The sequence below is a fragment of the Janthinobacterium sp. NKUCC06_STL genome, assembly GCF_019345455.1.
GTDB lineage: Bacteria > Pseudomonadota > Gammaproteobacteria > Burkholderiales > Burkholderiaceae_D > Janthinobacterium > Janthinobacterium rivuli.
In genome coordinates, this window is record NZ_JAHKQY010000001.1 from 761,200 (window position 1) to 775,153 (window position 13,954).

13 protein-coding genes are annotated in these 13,954 nt (G+C 62.0%); 2 read left to right on the forward strand and 11 right to left on the reverse strand.

Going from position 1 to position 13,954, the window contains the following annotated elements; all coding sequences use genetic code 11:
• Nucleotides 1-8: 8 nt before the first annotated feature.
• From KO539_RS03440 to KO539_RS03450, 3 genes are all read right to left on the reverse strand, one after another.
• Complete coding sequence (locus KO539_RS03440; RefSeq protein WP_219307334.1) at nt 9-1,619, reverse strand: ShlB/FhaC/HecB family hemolysin secretion/activation protein; 1,611 nt, start codon at nt 1,617-1,619, stop codon at nt 9-11.
• A 210-nt stretch (nt 1,620-1,829) separates the two neighbouring features.
• The gene (locus tag KO539_RS03445) at nt 1,830-4,085 is read right to left on the reverse strand and encodes a CHASE2 domain-containing protein (RefSeq protein WP_257626093.1); all 2,256 of its coding nucleotides are present in this window, start codon (nt 4,083-4,085) and stop codon (nt 1,830-1,832) included.
• Nucleotides 4,082-5,704 (reverse strand): HD family phosphohydrolase, encoded by a 1,623-nt coding sequence (locus KO539_RS03450; RefSeq protein WP_219307336.1) that lies wholly within the window; start codon nt 5,702-5,704, stop codon nt 4,082-4,084. The genes KO539_RS03445 and KO539_RS03450 overlap by 4 nt, the downstream gene beginning before the upstream one ends.
• A 188-nt stretch (nt 5,705-5,892) precedes the next feature.
• Here KO539_RS03450 and KO539_RS03455 point away from each other — a divergent pair, with 188 nt between their 5' ends.
• Nucleotides 5,893-6,789, forward strand: coding sequence for an MBL fold metallo-hydrolase (locus KO539_RS03455; RefSeq protein ID WP_099403659.1), 897 nt, complete (start codon nt 5,893-5,895; stop codon nt 6,787-6,789).
• A 46-nt stretch (nt 6,790-6,835) separates the two neighbouring features.
• On the opposite strand, the gene KO539_RS03460 is transcribed toward KO539_RS03455, so the two are convergent.
• The 7 genes from KO539_RS03460 to rpsF form a co-directional block, all read right to left on the reverse strand.
• Nucleotides 6,836-7,846, reverse strand: coding sequence for an inorganic phosphate transporter (locus tag KO539_RS03460; protein WP_034783457.1), 1,011 nt, complete (start codon nt 7,844-7,846; stop codon nt 6,836-6,838).
• A gap of 42 nt (nt 7,847-7,888) precedes the next feature.
• Nucleotides 7,889-8,515: a DUF47 domain-containing protein gene (locus KO539_RS03465; RefSeq protein ID WP_010400015.1), complete on the reverse strand. Its 627-nt coding sequence runs from the start codon at nt 8,513-8,515 to the stop codon at nt 7,889-7,891.
• 91 nt (nt 8,516-8,606) lie between these two features.
• Nucleotides 8,607-9,992: a replicative DNA helicase gene (locus tag KO539_RS03470; protein ID WP_034750488.1), complete on the reverse strand. Its 1,386-nt coding sequence runs from the start codon at nt 9,990-9,992 to the stop codon at nt 8,607-8,609.
• A 135-nt stretch (nt 9,993-10,127) separates the two neighbouring features.
• Entirely contained in the window at nt 10,128-10,583 is a 456-nt protein-coding gene (gene rplI / locus KO539_RS03475) for a 50S ribosomal protein L9 (RefSeq protein ID WP_034783456.1), read from the reverse strand.
• Nucleotides 10,584-10,610: 27 nt separating this feature from the next.
• A complete protein-coding gene (gene rpsR / locus KO539_RS03480) occupies nt 10,611-10,901 on the reverse strand; it encodes a 30S ribosomal protein S18 (protein ID WP_010400024.1) in 291 nt (96 codons plus the stop codon).
• Nucleotides 10,902-10,926: 25 nt separating this feature from the next.
• Nucleotides 10,927-11,226: a primosomal replication protein N gene (gene priB / locus KO539_RS03485; RefSeq protein ID WP_034783455.1), complete on the reverse strand. Its 300-nt coding sequence runs from the start codon at nt 11,224-11,226 to the stop codon at nt 10,927-10,929.
• Between the two features lie 20 nt (nt 11,227-11,246).
• Nucleotides 11,247-11,636: a 30S ribosomal protein S6 gene (gene rpsF, locus KO539_RS03490; protein ID WP_034750499.1), complete on the reverse strand. Its 390-nt coding sequence runs from the start codon at nt 11,634-11,636 to the stop codon at nt 11,247-11,249.
• Nucleotides 11,637-11,911: 275 nt separating this feature from the next.
• On the opposite strand from rpsF, the gene lexA reads away from it, so the two are divergent.
• The gene (gene lexA / locus KO539_RS03495) at nt 11,912-12,547 is read left to right on the forward strand and encodes a transcriptional repressor LexA (protein WP_035821024.1); all 636 of its coding nucleotides are present in this window, start codon (nt 11,912-11,914) and stop codon (nt 12,545-12,547) included.
• 68 nt (nt 12,548-12,615) lie between these two features.
• Here the strand turns inward: lexA and KO539_RS03500 are convergent, their stop codons facing one another.
• On the reverse strand, nt 12,616-13,857 hold the full coding sequence (locus tag KO539_RS03500) for a cystathionine gamma-synthase family protein (RefSeq protein ID WP_219307338.1): 1,242 nt from the start codon (nt 13,855-13,857) through the stop codon (nt 12,616-12,618).
• Nucleotides 13,858-13,954 lie beyond the last annotated feature (97 nt).

The following is a 13,954-nucleotide window of genomic DNA, read 5'->3' on the forward strand; positions in this document are numbered from 1 at the left end:
TCCTGATACTAGTAGGCCAAGGCGAGGCGGAAATGCAGGCGGTTGGCATCGCGCTGTCCTGTGTCGCCGCCATTGACGACGTGGGCGTAATCGAGTTGCAAATTGGCGTAACGGCTCAGCAGCAAACGCAGGCCGAGCCCGGCGCTGCCGATGGCCTGCGAGGCGCTTTCGCCGGGCAGCCCATGGTTGCGGCGCAGCCATGCCGTGTCATAGAAAGCCAGCGCGCGGCATTGGTAGCCGAGCGCCTGGCCGCACCAGTTCGGCGTGTACAGTTCCAGGTTCAGGTTGGCGCCCGAATCGTTCGATACCTCGCGCTCGGCAAAACCGCGTACGGACGAAGCGCCGCCGGCGCCGAACTGTTCGCCAGGCACCAGCGCATCCGGCGTGACTTGCGCGTTGACGAGCGCGCGCCATTGCCAGTCGCCGGCCAGCACGCGTCCCGTGCTGGCGCTCAGGCGCAAGGTGTTGTAGGCGGCCTTGGCGTGTGCGCGCACCCGGTCGAAATCGGCTTGCGCGCCGTGCTTGCCACCGGGAATGTTATGCGCGAAGGTGACCGCCACGCTGGTCTCGCCCGTCGGCAAGGTCCAGTTGCCGATGTAGCTGACGCTGAGCGGATGCACGGTGACGTCGGCGCCCAGCTCCATGCCGAACAATTGCACGCTGTTGCGGTAGGCCTTGTAGTCGACGCCGTACACGAGCTTGGGTTCGAAATCGCCGCTGCGGGCAAAGTTCTGGTTGTAGCGGATGCCGGCCATGCTGCCCTGGCCGCTGACGGCCAGGTCGACAATGCCGGCCGAGACGCTGCCCGAATCGACGTTCGAATAGCTGGCGAAAAAATCCATCGAGTCGCCCAGCGCATACAGCGGCAAGTGGTAGCCGGCGCCATACACGCCCACCTTGTCCGGCTTTTCCAGGCTGCTCGTGTATTGCAGGCTGGCCACGTGATCGCGGCCAAACAGGTTGGCATGCTGCAGCACCACGCCCACGTGCGTCTTGCCCGTTTGCGCATTGCCCGTATTGTCCACATTGAGCATGGCTTTCCACGGCTTTTCATCGGTCACCGTGACGATGGCGTCGATGGCGCCGGCCGGCTCGTCGGCCTGCAGGCGCACTTCGATCTTGCGCGCGGGGTTTTCATTGGCCAGCTTCAGGCTTTGCGACAGGGCCGGCACGTTCGGCGTCTCGCCTTCGCGCAGGGACGGCAAGGCGCGCCGCACGTTGGCCTCGTCGACCCAGGCATTGCCGCTGATGGCGAGCTTGCCCAGCGGCGTTTGCAGCACGCTCAGGCGCACCACGCCCCGTTCCAGTTCCTGTTCGGGCAATTGCACCTGCACGGCGCTGTAACCACGCTCGCGGTAAGCCGCTTCCAGCGCCTCGACGGCGCGGGCGATGTCGGAAAAATCGCGCTGCGCTCCTGTAAAGGGCGCCAGCAGGGCGTCCACCTGCGCGGAGGTGAGCAAGGTATTGCCCTGGACGTCGAAGCGGCGGATCTCGAAGCGCGGCACGCCGTCGTCCTGCGTGGCAGGAACGGCCTCATCCACGGAAACGGCAGCGCCGGCGGCGCCGACGGCGAACAGCAGCGCGGAACCCGCAAGCAGGTGCACCAAACGATATGTCATGTGAAGGATTTCTTGTGTAACCGGACAAGCGCGCGGCCCGCAGGCGCCTGCCTGTCCGGCAATGGATTGAAGACAAATTTTAGACGGCTTTTAGTTTCCAGTCAGAAATTTCTAACATTTCTCCGCGATTTTCATCGCAGCGCAACAAACCATGCGCGCAGCAGGATAAAAATGCCGCAATCGCTAGCATTTTCCGGCGCGCTGCCAGCCTTACTTGCTGTGCAATTCCGTCACGCCATCCCAGTCGGCCGGCGGTGGCGCGTCGCGGTACTGCTTCAGGCGTACCGCGTACAGCCGGTACAAGCCATCATCGGGAAAGTCCGCCTGCAAACGGGCCAGCTGCGCGCCGGCCGCCGCCCAGTCCCGCGCGCGCAGACGTGCCAGCACGGCGTGCCAGCGTTCCAGCTGCGCCAGTTCGGCGGCGGGGGCGCCGGCCAGCAGGCAGCGCGGCTCGAAGATGGCCACCGCTTCCTGCTTGCCCAGCACGCGTATGCGATCGAGTTCGCGGTACAGGAAATCCGGCGCGGCGGCGCGCGTGGCCGGGCCCACCACGATGCCCACGCCATACAGCTTGCTGGCGCCTTCCAGGCGCGCGGCCAGGTTGACGCTGTCGCCCATGACGGTATAGGCGCGGCGAATGCGCGAGCCCATGTCGCCCACATGCATGGGCCCCGTATTGAGACCGATGCCGATGCGCAGCGCCGGCCAGCCGCGCGCGCAAAACTGCTGGTGCAGCCGCACCGCGCTGGCCTGCATCAGCAGGGCGCTGGCCACGGCCCGGCTGGCGTGATCATCAAAGGCGACGGGCGCGCCCCAGAACGCCATCACGGCATCGCCGATGTATTTGTCCAGGGTGCCGCCATGGCTGTCGCGGATATCTTCCGACATGGCCGTCAGGTAGGCGTTGATGTATTCGCGCAGCGCGGCCGGCGCCAGCTGTTCGGAAATGGCCGTGAAACCGCGCACGTCGGCAAACAGCACCGTCAGTTCGCGGTTCTCGCCCTCCATGGTGTAGCGCTGCGGATCGTCGGCCATCTCGGCCACCAGCTCGGGCGCCACGTATTCGCCGAAACGGGCCACCAGCGCGCGCCCCTTGCGCACCTCGAAAAAGTAACCCCACGCCAGGTTGGCGATGAACAGCGCCGCGATCAGCAACAGCAGCACGGCGCCGCCCAGCACCAGGTCGTGCGCGGTGTACAGGTACAGGTTGATGCCGATGGCGGCCGCCAGCGCGCCCAGAGTCGCCAGCATCACGCCAGCTGGCGGTAGCACGGCCAGGGCGCCCGCCAGCAGCAGGCCAAACAGCACGATCTGCACCAACTCCAATGCCAGCGCATAGTCGGGCCGCGCCTTGAAGCGTCCATCCAGCATGGACTTGATCAGGTTGGCGTGCACTTCCACCCCCGGATATTCGGCATTCACGGGCGTGGCGCGGATATCGTTCAAGCCGGGCGCCGTGGTGCCCACCAGCACAATGGCGCCCTTCAGCAGCGCGGGGGGCACCGTGCCGGCCAGCACGTCGGACGCCGAGACATAGCGGAAGGCGCCGCCATCGGGGCCGCCCGCGCCGCGGTACTGCACCGTCGTCGTCAAGGCTTCGCCGACGGGGATCGCCAGCGCGCCGCGCGGCGTAAACAGCATGATGTGTTCGAGGCCGCCACTGGCCAGTTCGCGCGCCGACAGTGTATCGGCCGTGCCCGTGAAACGGGGAGCGATGGCGCGCGCCTGCAGGTAGACGGTGACGGTAGCGAGCGACAGCGAAGGATAATAGCCGTCGCCGATGCGCTGCAACAGGGTCGATGAACGCACGACGCCGTCGGCATCGGTCAGCGCCGTGAAGATGCCGGCGCCTTGCGCGGCCGCCTGCAGGGGCGCGATATTGGCTTCGTAGCCGCGCGCCACGTAAGCCGTCACCGTGCGGCCATTCAGGTCGGCGACGGTGAAGGCCGGCTTGGGCAGCACGCCCTTCCTTTGCTGCGCCGAGACGCTGTAGCCGAGCACCACGGGCTGGCCGCGCATGGCTTCGGCAAACAGGCCGTCGTAATCCATGGCCGGGCGCAGTTTTTCCAGCTGCGCCGGCAAGCCGGCCACGCCCGCCAGTTCACCCTGCGCCAGGCCTTGCAGCACGGCGTAGCCGGAACTGGTGTCGGCTTCGGGGAATGCAATGTCAAAACCCAGTGCGGCCACGCCGTAATGGCCGGTGAGCTGGCGCACCAGGCGCGCCTGGATATCGCGGCTCCAGGGAAAACGGCCCACCCGGGCCAGGCTTTGCTCGTCGATGTCGACGATGACGATGCGGCGGTCGAGCTGCGGCTTTTCCGCGCGCATGCGCCAGTCGCCCAGCATGGCGTCCAGGCGCGCGATGTTGTCGTTGCCGGCCAGGCACAGCACGGCCGCCGCCAGCGTCAGCAGTATGCCCAGCAAGCAGCGCGCCCCATGCTTGCGCCAGGCCAGCGACAGCTTCAAGGGATATAGCCCGGAATGGCCGCCTCGTCGACGGCATCGATCTGGCTCGGATGCATGTGCTTTTCAGCGAAGGTCAGATAGACTTTGCTGCGGATGAAAACGTCGAACAGCTCCGGGTCGATATGCCCGTTCAGGCTAAAGTTACCCAGGATGCGCAGCGATTCGGACAGCGACTTGCCCTTCTTGTAGGGCCGGTCGCGCGCCGTCAGCGCCTCGAAAATATCGGCGATCGCCATCAACCGCGCCGGCACCGACATCTGCTCTTTCGTCAGCCCGCGCGGATAGCCCTTGCCATCCATGCGCTCGTGGTGGCCGCCCGCATATTCCGGCACCTTTTGCAGGTGCTTGGGCCACGGCAGCGCTTCGAGCATGCGGATCGACACGCTGATATGGTTGTTGACGATGGCCCGCTCGGCCGCCGTCAGGGTGCCGGCGCGGATGGTCAGGTTTTCCGTCTCGTCGGCATCGAGAAAATCGCGCAATTCGCCATCGGCCGCGCGCCAGCGGCGCCTGGCGATCTGCCGCACGCGCTCCTGGTCCGCCTGCGCCATGCTTTCGCCGCCGACGTTCACCGTGCGGATGAAATCGCGCTCTTCGCGCAGCGCCATTTGCTCCTGCTCCAGCGCGCGGGAGATGGCGTCTGTTTGCTGCGGCTGCGCCGCCTGCTGGCGCAGGGCCGCGATCTCGGCATCGCGCAGCAGCACTTCGTAGCGCGTGTCGATCAGGGCGATGCGGTCGAAGATCGTTTCCAGCTTGGTGGCCTTGTCGACCACATGCACGGGCGTGGTGATCTTGCCGCAATCGTGCAGCAGGCCGGCCAGCCACAGCTGCTTGCGCTCGTTGTCGCTGAGCCGGAAATCGGCCAGCGGCCCGGTGTCCGTCGCATGCGCGGCGTCGGCCAGCAACATCGTCAGCTCGGGCACGAACTGGCAGTGGCGGCCCGTGTACGGCGACTTTTCATCGATGCCGATATTGATCAGGGTGACCAGGGACTCGAGCAGCTCTTCCAGCTGCGAGATCAGCAATTGATTCGTCAGCGCCACGCCCGCCTGCGCGGCCAGCGCCTCGATGAAGCGCTGATCGGTCGAGGAAAAGGCGCGCACCTGGCCCGTCTCGCCATCCTTGGCATTGACCAGCTGCAGCACGCCGATCAGGTCGCCCTCGTGGTCGCTCATGGGCACCGTCAAAATCGATTGCGTGTGGTAGCCGTGGTGGCGGTCGAACTCGCGCATGCCGGAAAAATTGAAGCCCTCGTCGCGGTAGACGTCGGCGATATTCACGCTGCGGCGCAGGTTCGCCGCATACGCGGCCACCGACGCCAGATTCGGCTGGCCGGCGGCGTCGTACAGGGCCACGCCCGGCAAGCCCATGTCGGCGCCCTGCGCGATGCCCAGGCTGTCGTTGACGCTGATGTCGAACGCCAGCTGGCGGCCCTCGGCCACGGGCCGGTACAGGGTCGCGCCATCGGCGCCGCTCATGCTTTTTGCCAGCAGCACGATGCGCTGCAACAGCGCGCCGATATCGTGCCCCTCGCCGCCCAGGCCGTGGCCGAGCGCGACACTGAGTTCGGTCAATTGCTCCAGTCTGTGGGCGATTTTCTCAGGGTGCAACTGAGGCATGTTGGTAGCAATCAGGTAAAGAAAAGGGAAACCGGCAAGCGCCAGTGTAACGGCCGTCCCGCGCACTGTACATTACTTAGTTACAACAAAATGAAATAACTTTCCGTATCGCAACACGCATAAATGTTGCCGCCAATCTTATTAATTAGAATAGAATCAACAATAATTACACCGTAACAAGGTACTGAATGAAATTCACGTTCAGGGGCGTGCGCGGCTCCATCCCCTCCCCCGGCCCGCGCACGGCGCGCTACGGCGGCAACACCACGTGCATCGAAGTGCGCACCGACAACGATAGCCTGATCATTCTCGATGCGGGCAGCGGCATCTTCTCGCTGGCGCAGCACCTGCCGCCGGGCGAACCCGTCGACGCGCACGTTTTCATCACGCACAGCCACTGGGATCACATCCACGGCCTGCCCATGTTTTCGCCCCTGTTCGTGGCTGGCAACCGCATGCGCCTGCACGGCGCCCACGATGCGGCCGCCGGACGCGGCATCGAGCACGTGATGGCGGTGCAGCTGCAAAACAGCTATTTTCCCGTCAGCGAAGCGGCCATGGCGGCCTGCATCGAGTACCGCACCCTGGCGCCCGGCGAAGCGGTCGAAGTGGGCGGCGCGCGCGTGCGCGGCGCGGAAATGAACCACCCCGTCGTCAACCTCGGCTACCGCATCGACTGCGGCGGCGCCGCGCTGTTTTTCAGCGGCGACCATGAACCGTTCTACAACCTGCATCCGCCCGGCCATGCCGAGCATGCGGCCTGCGCGGCGCGCAATGCGCAGCGCCAGGCCGGCATCGACGCGCTGGTCGCCGGCGTCGACGCGCTGATCATGGACTGTTCGTACACGCGCGAGGAATACCCGGGCAAGCAGGGCTGGGGCCACGGCACCTTCGACGCCGCCTTCGACCTGGCCCTGCGCTGCGGCGCGCGGCGCCTGTACTGCACCCACCACGAACCGACCCGCAGCGACGAGCAGCTCGAAGCCGTGTTTGCCGACGTGATGGGCCGCTATGCGAGCCGCCTGGCCGGCTTGCAGGTGTTCCTCGCCTGCGAGGGGCTGACGGTGGAACTGGCCGGCGCATAAAAAAAGGGAGCCGCAAGGCTCCCTTTTTACTGGCGTTGGCTATCCATCACATGATGTGGTGGCCAATCCACCAGGCGACTGCGGCAACAAACGCGGACGCAGGAATCGTGAAGATCCAGGCCCAGACGATATTGCCCGCCACGCCCCAGCGCACGGCCGACATTTTTTGCGACGAGCCGACGCCGACGATGGCGCCCGTGATGGTGTGCGTGGTCGACACGGGAATGCCCAGCGCCGTCGAGACGAACAGGGTGATCGCGCCGCCCGTTTCGGCGCAGAAGCCGCCCACCGGTTTGAGCTTGGTGATCTTCTGGCCCATGGTCTTGACGATGCGCCATCCGCCGAACAGGGTGCCGAAGCTGATGGCCGTGTAGCACGAGATGATGACCCACATCGGCGGCATGGCATCGGCCGCGCTGGAATAACCGGCGGCGATCAGCAGCATCCAGATGATGCCGATGGTTTTTTGCGCATCGTTGCCGCCGTGGCCCAGGCTGTAGGCGGCCGCCGAGACCAGCTGCAAACGGCGGAACCACTTGTCGACCTTGCGCGGCGTCGAACGCACGAATATCCACGACACGAGCAGCATCATGATGGAGCCGAACACGAAGCCCAGTACCGGTGCGATGACGATGAAGGCGACGGTTTTCCACAGGCCGGCGGCGACCAGCGCGCCCGTGCCGGACTTGGCGACAGCGGCGCCCACCAGGCCGCCGATCAGCGCGTGCGAGGACGACGAAGGAATGCCGTAGTACCAGGTAAACAAATTCCAGAAGATGGCGCCCATCAGCGCGCCGAAGATCACGTACTGGTCGATCACGGCCGGATCGATGGTTCCTTTGCCCACCGTGGCGGCCACGGTCAGCTGGTGGAACACGAAGATGGCGACGAAGTTGAACGTGGCGGCCATGGCAACCGCGGTCTGCGGTTTCAATACGCCCGTCGAGACCACCGTGGCGATCGCGTTGGCGGCATCATGGAAGCCGTTCATGAAGTCAAACAGCAGCGCGAGGACGATCAACAGGCCTAGCACGTAGATGCTGATTTGTATGGTCATTGTAGTTTCTTTTCTGATTCTGGTTCAGGACAGGCCCAACGCTTACGCGTTTTCGACGATGATGCCTTCGATAATATTGGACACATCTTCGCAACGGTCGGTCACGGTTTCCAGAATTTCGTAGATCGCTTTCAGCTTGATCAGGTTGCGCACGTCCGGCTCGTCGCGGAACAGCTTGGACATGGCGGCGCGCATCACGTGGTCGGCGTCCGATTCCAGGCGGTCGATCTCTTCGCAGATGGCGACGATCTTGCGCGAGTTGTCCATGTTGTGCAGCATGGCGACGGCGTCGCGCACTTTTTCGGTACAGGCCAGCACCAGTTCGGCCAGGCGCTTGGCTTCCGGCGTGACGGCTTTCAGGTCGTACAGCGAGACGGTTTGCGCCGCATCTTCCAGCAGGTCGAGGATGTCGTCCTGGCGCGTGATCAGCTGGTGGATGTCATCGCGGTCGATCGGCGTGATGAAGGTCTTGTGCAGCATTTCCACGGTGGCGTAGGTGACTTTGTCCGCCTGTTTCTCGATGCTTTCGATCGCATGTACGCGGTTTTCCAGGTCGTCGAAATTGGTCATCAGGCCGAGCATCTCTTTCGCGCCCTTGACGCACAGTTCCGCGTGCTGGTTAAACAATTCAAAAAACTTGCCCTCAGTGGGCATCAAGCGTCCAAACATGTCATTCTCCGTTAAGCATTGAGTCGTGTTATTTACTACAGAAAGCCGCCCCGTATGAGGGGGCGGCCAATGGAATATCAGTGCTGCTGTGTTAGTCGCCTTGGTAAAGCGCCAGGCCACCACTGTAATTGCCAAATTTGGTGTACTGCCCCATGAAGGTGAGGCGGATGCTGCCGATTGGACCGTTACGTTGTTTACCGATGATGATTTCGGCCGTTCCCTTGTCTGGCGAGTCGGGGTTATACACCTCGTCGCGGTAAATGAACAGGATCACGTCGGCATCCTGCTCAATAGCGCCCGATTCGCGCAAGTCGGACATGACAGGACGTTTGTTCGGGCGTTGTTCCAGTGAGCGGTTCAGCTGGGACAGCGCGATCACGGGGCAACCGAGTTCTTTCGCCAGGCCTTTCAAGCCCCGCGAAATCTCGGAAATCTCCGTGGCGCGGTTGTCGCCCGGCGTATTGGCCGACATCAGCTGCAAGTAATCGACGATGATCAGGCCCAGCTTGCCGCATTGACGCGACAGACGGCGCGAGCGGGCGCGCAATTCGATGGAATTGAGCGCCGGCGTTTCATCGATGTACAACTGCGCGTCGTTCATCTTCTGGATCGCATTCGTCAGGCGCGGCCAGTCTTCGTCGTTCAGGCGGCCAGTACGCAGGCGGTGCTGGTCGAGCTGTCCGACGGAGCCGAGCATACGCATGGCCAGCTGGGCGCCGCCCATCTCCATCGAGAACACGGCCACGGGCAAGCCGCTGTCGATGGCCACGTTTTCGCCGATATTGACGGAAAACGCCGTCTTGCCCATCGATGGACGGCCCGCCACGATCACCAGATCGCCCGGCTGCAGACCGGAGGTCATGCGGTCGAGGTCGATGAAACCGGTGGGCACGCCCGTGATTTCACTCTGGTTGTCGCGGCTGTACAGCTCATCGATGCGCTCGACCACCTGCGTCAGCAGGGGCTGGATGGCGGTCCAGCCCTGGGCGCCGCGCGCGCCTTCTTCCGCGATGGCGAAAATCTTCGATTCGGCCTCGTCAAGCATCTGCTTGACTTCCTTGCCTTGCGGGCTGAAGGCCGTGCCGGAGATATCGTCGGCGACGGTGATGAGTTTGCGCAGCACGCCGCGGTCGCGCACGATCTCGGCGTAGCGCCGGATGTTCGCGGCCGATGGCGTGTTTTGCGCCATGGCGTTCAGGTAAGCGAGTCCGCCCACATCATCGGCCTTGCCGAGCTGGGTCAGGGTTTCAAAAACAGTAATGACATCGGCTGGCTTGGAAGCGTTAACCATCTTGACGATTTGCTCGAAGATGATGCGATGGTCATAGCGATAGAAATCCTCCGCATGCATGAAGTCGGCGATGCGGTCATATGCGGCATTGTCGCGCAGCAGACCACCGATAACGGATTGTTCTGCTTCGATCGAATGCGGCGGAATACGGAGGGAATCCAGTTGCGGATCAGAGGGGGCGTTCATGGCGCGAATTATACCCGCTTCGGCGTGCTGGCAAAAATAAAGGGCTGAAATTGAGCGAAAAAAAGGCCACAAAAAAGCCGGGCGAACCCGGCTTTTCATAGTGCGGCAATGCTTGCGGGCCAGGCCCGCAGACAATTACGCGTTCGCGTCTGGAACGACAGCGATAACAACTTCCACGACCACGTCGGTGTGCAGAGCAACCGAAACGTTGTGCTCGCCAACGATCTTCAGCGGGCCGGTAGGCATGCGGATTTGTGCTTTTTCAACAGCAAAACCTTGCTTGGTCAGCGCTTCAGCGATGTCGAAGTTGGTGACGGAACCGAACAGACGGCCATCAACACCAGCTTTTTGAGCAACTTGAACGGTCAGACCGCTCAGTTTTTCGCCCTGGGCTTGCGATGCGGCCAGTTTGGCGGCAGCAGCTTTTTCCAGTTCGGCGCGCTTGACTTCGAATTCAGCCACAGCGGTTGCCGTAGCACGACGTGCCAGGCGTTGCGGGATCAGGAAGTTACGTGCGTAACCGTCTTTGACTTTGACGACTTCGCCGAGGTTACCGACGTTAACAACTTTTTCTAACAGAATGATTTGCATAGTTCTTCTCCAGGAATATCTGACCGATTAAGCGTGGTGCAGATCGGTGTATGGCAGCAGCGCGAGGAAGCGAGCGCGCTTGATTGCGGTGTCAACTTGGCGCTGGTAGTGCGCTTTGGTACCGGTCAGGCGTGCTGGCATGATCTTGCCGTTTTCTTGGACGAAGTCTTTCAGCGTGTCGACGTCTTTGTAGTCGACTTGCTCAACGTGAGCTGCGGTGAAGCGGCAGAACTTCTTGCGTTTGAACAACGGGTTTTGCTGTTTGCGTTTTTCTTTAAGCTTGAGCTTATTTTTGTCGAACTTTTTACCGAATGCCATGTCAGGCTCCTGTATCTAAAATGCGCTAGTCAGAATTGACTGCACTAAAATCAATGATGTGAAACACCAAACTCTTGCTGTTGCGGCTCTTCCTGGCCAGGAAACCCGTGAACTGATACACCCCGCCCAAGCTTGCCTGGCTGAACCGGCCTGAGATTTCGCCAGCGGCTAGCGCGGCAACATCAAACTCGGTCAAACGGGCAATCCCTGCTTCCATCTGCTGCGAACTGTGTTGCAATACTGCATTCACAATCGGCAGCCCTGCCGGGGTATAGCGCAATATTTCGCGCTCGGCAATGATGGCGGTGACTTGTAGCTGGTTCAGCGCACGATCCTGGTCAAGAATTAAGCTGCTGCTGCGGCTGGAGCGGCTGCTGGTGCTTCGGTGCGGTGGCTTTTGGCCGCGTCTTCGCGTTGTACCGATTTCATCATCGGCGAAGGAGCTGTTTCAGCTTTCTTCATTTTAACGGTCAGGTGACGCAACACGGCATCATTGAATTTGAATGCTGTTTCCAACTCGACCAGGGTCTCGTTGTCGCATTCGATGTTCAGGCAGATGTAGTGTGCTTTAGGCAGCTTTTGGATCGAGTAAGCCATTTGACGGCGGCCCCAATCTTCCACGCGGTGAACCGAACCGCCGCGGGTGGTTACGCTGGCTTTGTAGCGTTCGATCATCGCGGGCACTTGCTCGCTTTGGTCCGGATGGACGATAAAGACTATTTCATAATGACGCATGCAAACTCCTTCAGGTCGGATTGATAATCGCCCACCCCGGCGTCAAGACGGGTGTGGGAAGGTCAGCCGAAGATTATAACCGCCTTTTGCAAACGTTTCAATCATTCCTTCCATCAGCGTCCGAAAAGACCGTGCGCCAGCGTGCTTTCCGCCCATGGCCGACTATTTCTTGCGAAATTCGCCGAAAACACGGAAATCCCCTTGCATAGTGGACGATACTGTACAAAAATACAGACTGTTCATATAGACAGCATTTTAGTATGCACCCACCGCTCATGATCAAGCTGACAGCACGACAAGAACAAATCCTGAACCTGATCAAGGACGCGATTGAAAACACGGGCTTTCCTCCCACCCGTGCCGAAATCGCCAATGAACTGGGTTTCAAATCGGCCAACGCGGCCGAAGAGCATTTGCAGGCCCTGGCCCGCAAGGGGGCGATCGAGATTTCGCCCGGCACCTCGCGCGGCATCCGCCTGATCGGCGCGGCCGCCGAAGCGGCGCCATCGAAAGTGCCGGCAGCGCTGCTGATGTCGCTGCCCCTGATCGGCCGGGTGGCGGCAGGCTCGCCCATCCTGGCGCAGGAAAACCTGGAAGCGAGCTACAACGTCGACCCGGCCCTGTTCTCGGCCAAGCCCGACTTCCTGCTGAAGGTGCGCGGCTGGTCCATGCGCGACGCCGGCATCATGGATGGCGATTTATTGGCCGTGAAAAAGGTCGACAGCGCCAAGAACGGCCAGATCGTCGTCGCCCGCATCGGCGACGAAGTCACCGTCAAGCGCTACAAGAAAACGGGCTCCGTCATCGAACTGCTGCCGGAAAACCCGGACTTCAAGGTGATCACCGTGTCGCCGGAAGACGAGTTTGCACTGGAAGGCTTGGCGGTCGGACTGATGCGCAGCTGGCATTAAACTTTATGTGCAAAAAAAAAGGGCCGCGACAGCATCACTGTCGCGGCCCTTTTTACATACGCGGCTGCTTATGCATCCAGCGCGTTGCTGAAATCTTCCAATAAGTCTGCTTCATCCTCGATACCGACTGACACGCGGATCAGCGATTCGGCGATGCCCATGCTGGCGCGGCGCTCGGCACCCATCTCATAGAAAATCGTGTGGGCGACGGGAATGACGAGGGTGCGCGTGTCGCCGAGGTTGCTCGCTGGAATAGCCAAATTCAAACGATTGAGGAAATCGAAGCAGTCGATGCCATCCTTCAGCTCAAAGCTGAACAGCGAACCATAGCTGCGGAACAAGTCCGTCGCCAACGCGTGCTGCGGGTGCGATGGCAAGCCCGGGTAATGCACGGCCGCCACGCGTGGGTCGGCGGCAAGCATGGTGGCCAGCGCCAGGGCGTTCGAGCAAGTGCGGTCCATGCGCAAGGCCATGGTTTCCGCGCCGACGGCGATATGGTGCGCCACTTCCGGTCCCAGCGAAGCGCCGAAGTCGCGCAAGGCCTTGGCGCGGATTTGCGCGATACCCCACTGGGCCGGCGCCGCCTTCTTGTAGTTCTCGAAGATGTTCGGATACTGCGTCCAGTCGAACACGCCCGTGTCCGTCAAGCTGCCGCCCAAGGCATTGCCGTGGCCGCCAATCGATTTCGTCAAGGCATTAACCACCAGTCCCGCGCCCACGGCTTTCGGGCGGAACAGGTAAGGCGTCGTCATAGTGTTGTCGACGATGTACAAAATGCCCTTCTCGCGGCACAAGTCACCGATTTTTTTCAGGTCGGCGATCTGCGTGCGCGGATTGGCGATGGTTTCCACAAAGACGATGCGCGTGGCCGGCGTGATGGCGGCCGCGACATTGGCGACATCGGTGGCGTCGACAAACGCCACAGCGATACCCTGCCCCGTCACCGTTTGCCACAGGCTGTTGGTGTTGCCAAACAAAAAGGCCGACGACACGACATGGTCGCCGGCGCGCAGCAAGGATTGCACCACGGCGCCGATGGCGCCCATGCCGGTGGCGAAGCACAAGGTCGCCACGCCGTCTTCCATCTTGTTGACCTTGTCTTCCAGCGCGGAAACGGTCGGGTTGCCCTGGCGGCCGTAGCGGAAACCCGGCTCCTTGCCCTGGAACACGGAAGCGAGCTGGCGCGCATCGGCGTAACCGAAAGCAACGGAAGTGTGCACGGGCTTGTGCAGGGAGCCGTGCTCGATACCCTTGCGGCGGTCGTTATGCAGGATGGTGGTGGTAAAGCCGTAGGTTTTTTTGGTGGTCATGGTGAGAATTCCGAATATTCGATTTGCCGCGTAACCCCAAGGCAAATGCTGGGGTCAGTCCCTCCGGGATCGGAATGCGCACCACTGGCGCGCATTC

What these genes read in the sequence shown, in the direction of transcription:
- KO539_RS03440 (WP_219307334.1), bottom strand. Translation starts at nt 1,619, where the DNA reads ATGACATATCGTTTGGTGCACCTGCTTGCGGGTTCCGCGCTGCTGTTC.
- KO539_RS03450 (WP_219307336.1), bottom strand. Translation starts at nt 5,704, where the DNA reads ATGCCTCAGTTGCACCCTGAGAAAATCGCCCACAGACTGGAGCAATTG.
- KO539_RS03455 (WP_099403659.1), top strand. Translation starts at nt 5,893, where the DNA reads ATGAAATTCACGTTCAGGGGCGTGCGCGGCTCCATCCCCTCCCCCGGC.
- KO539_RS03460 (WP_034783457.1), bottom strand. Translation starts at nt 7,846, where the DNA reads ATGACCATACAAATCAGCATCTACGTGCTAGGCCTGTTGATCGTCCTC.
- KO539_RS03465 (WP_010400015.1), bottom strand. Translation starts at nt 8,515, where the DNA reads ATGTTTGGACGCTTGATGCCCACTGAGGGCAAGTTTTTTGAATTGTTT.
- KO539_RS03470 (WP_034750488.1), bottom strand. Translation starts at nt 9,992, where the DNA reads ATGAACGCCCCCTCTGATCCGCAACTGGATTCCCTCCGTATTCCGCCG.
- rplI (WP_034783456.1), bottom strand. Translation starts at nt 10,583, where the DNA reads ATGCAAATCATTCTGTTAGAAAAAGTTGTTAACGTCGGTAACCTCGGC.
- rpsR (WP_010400024.1), bottom strand. Translation starts at nt 10,901, where the DNA reads ATGGCATTCGGTAAAAAGTTCGACAAAAATAAGCTCAAGCTTAAAGAA.
- rpsF (WP_034750499.1), bottom strand. Translation starts at nt 11,636, where the DNA reads ATGCGTCATTATGAAATAGTCTTTATCGTCCATCCGGACCAAAGCGAG.
- lexA (WP_035821024.1), top strand. Translation starts at nt 11,912, where the DNA reads ATGATCAAGCTGACAGCACGACAAGAACAAATCCTGAACCTGATCAAG.
- KO539_RS03500 (WP_219307338.1), bottom strand. Translation starts at nt 13,857, where the DNA reads ATGACCACCAAAAAAACCTACGGCTTTACCACCACCATCCTGCATAAC.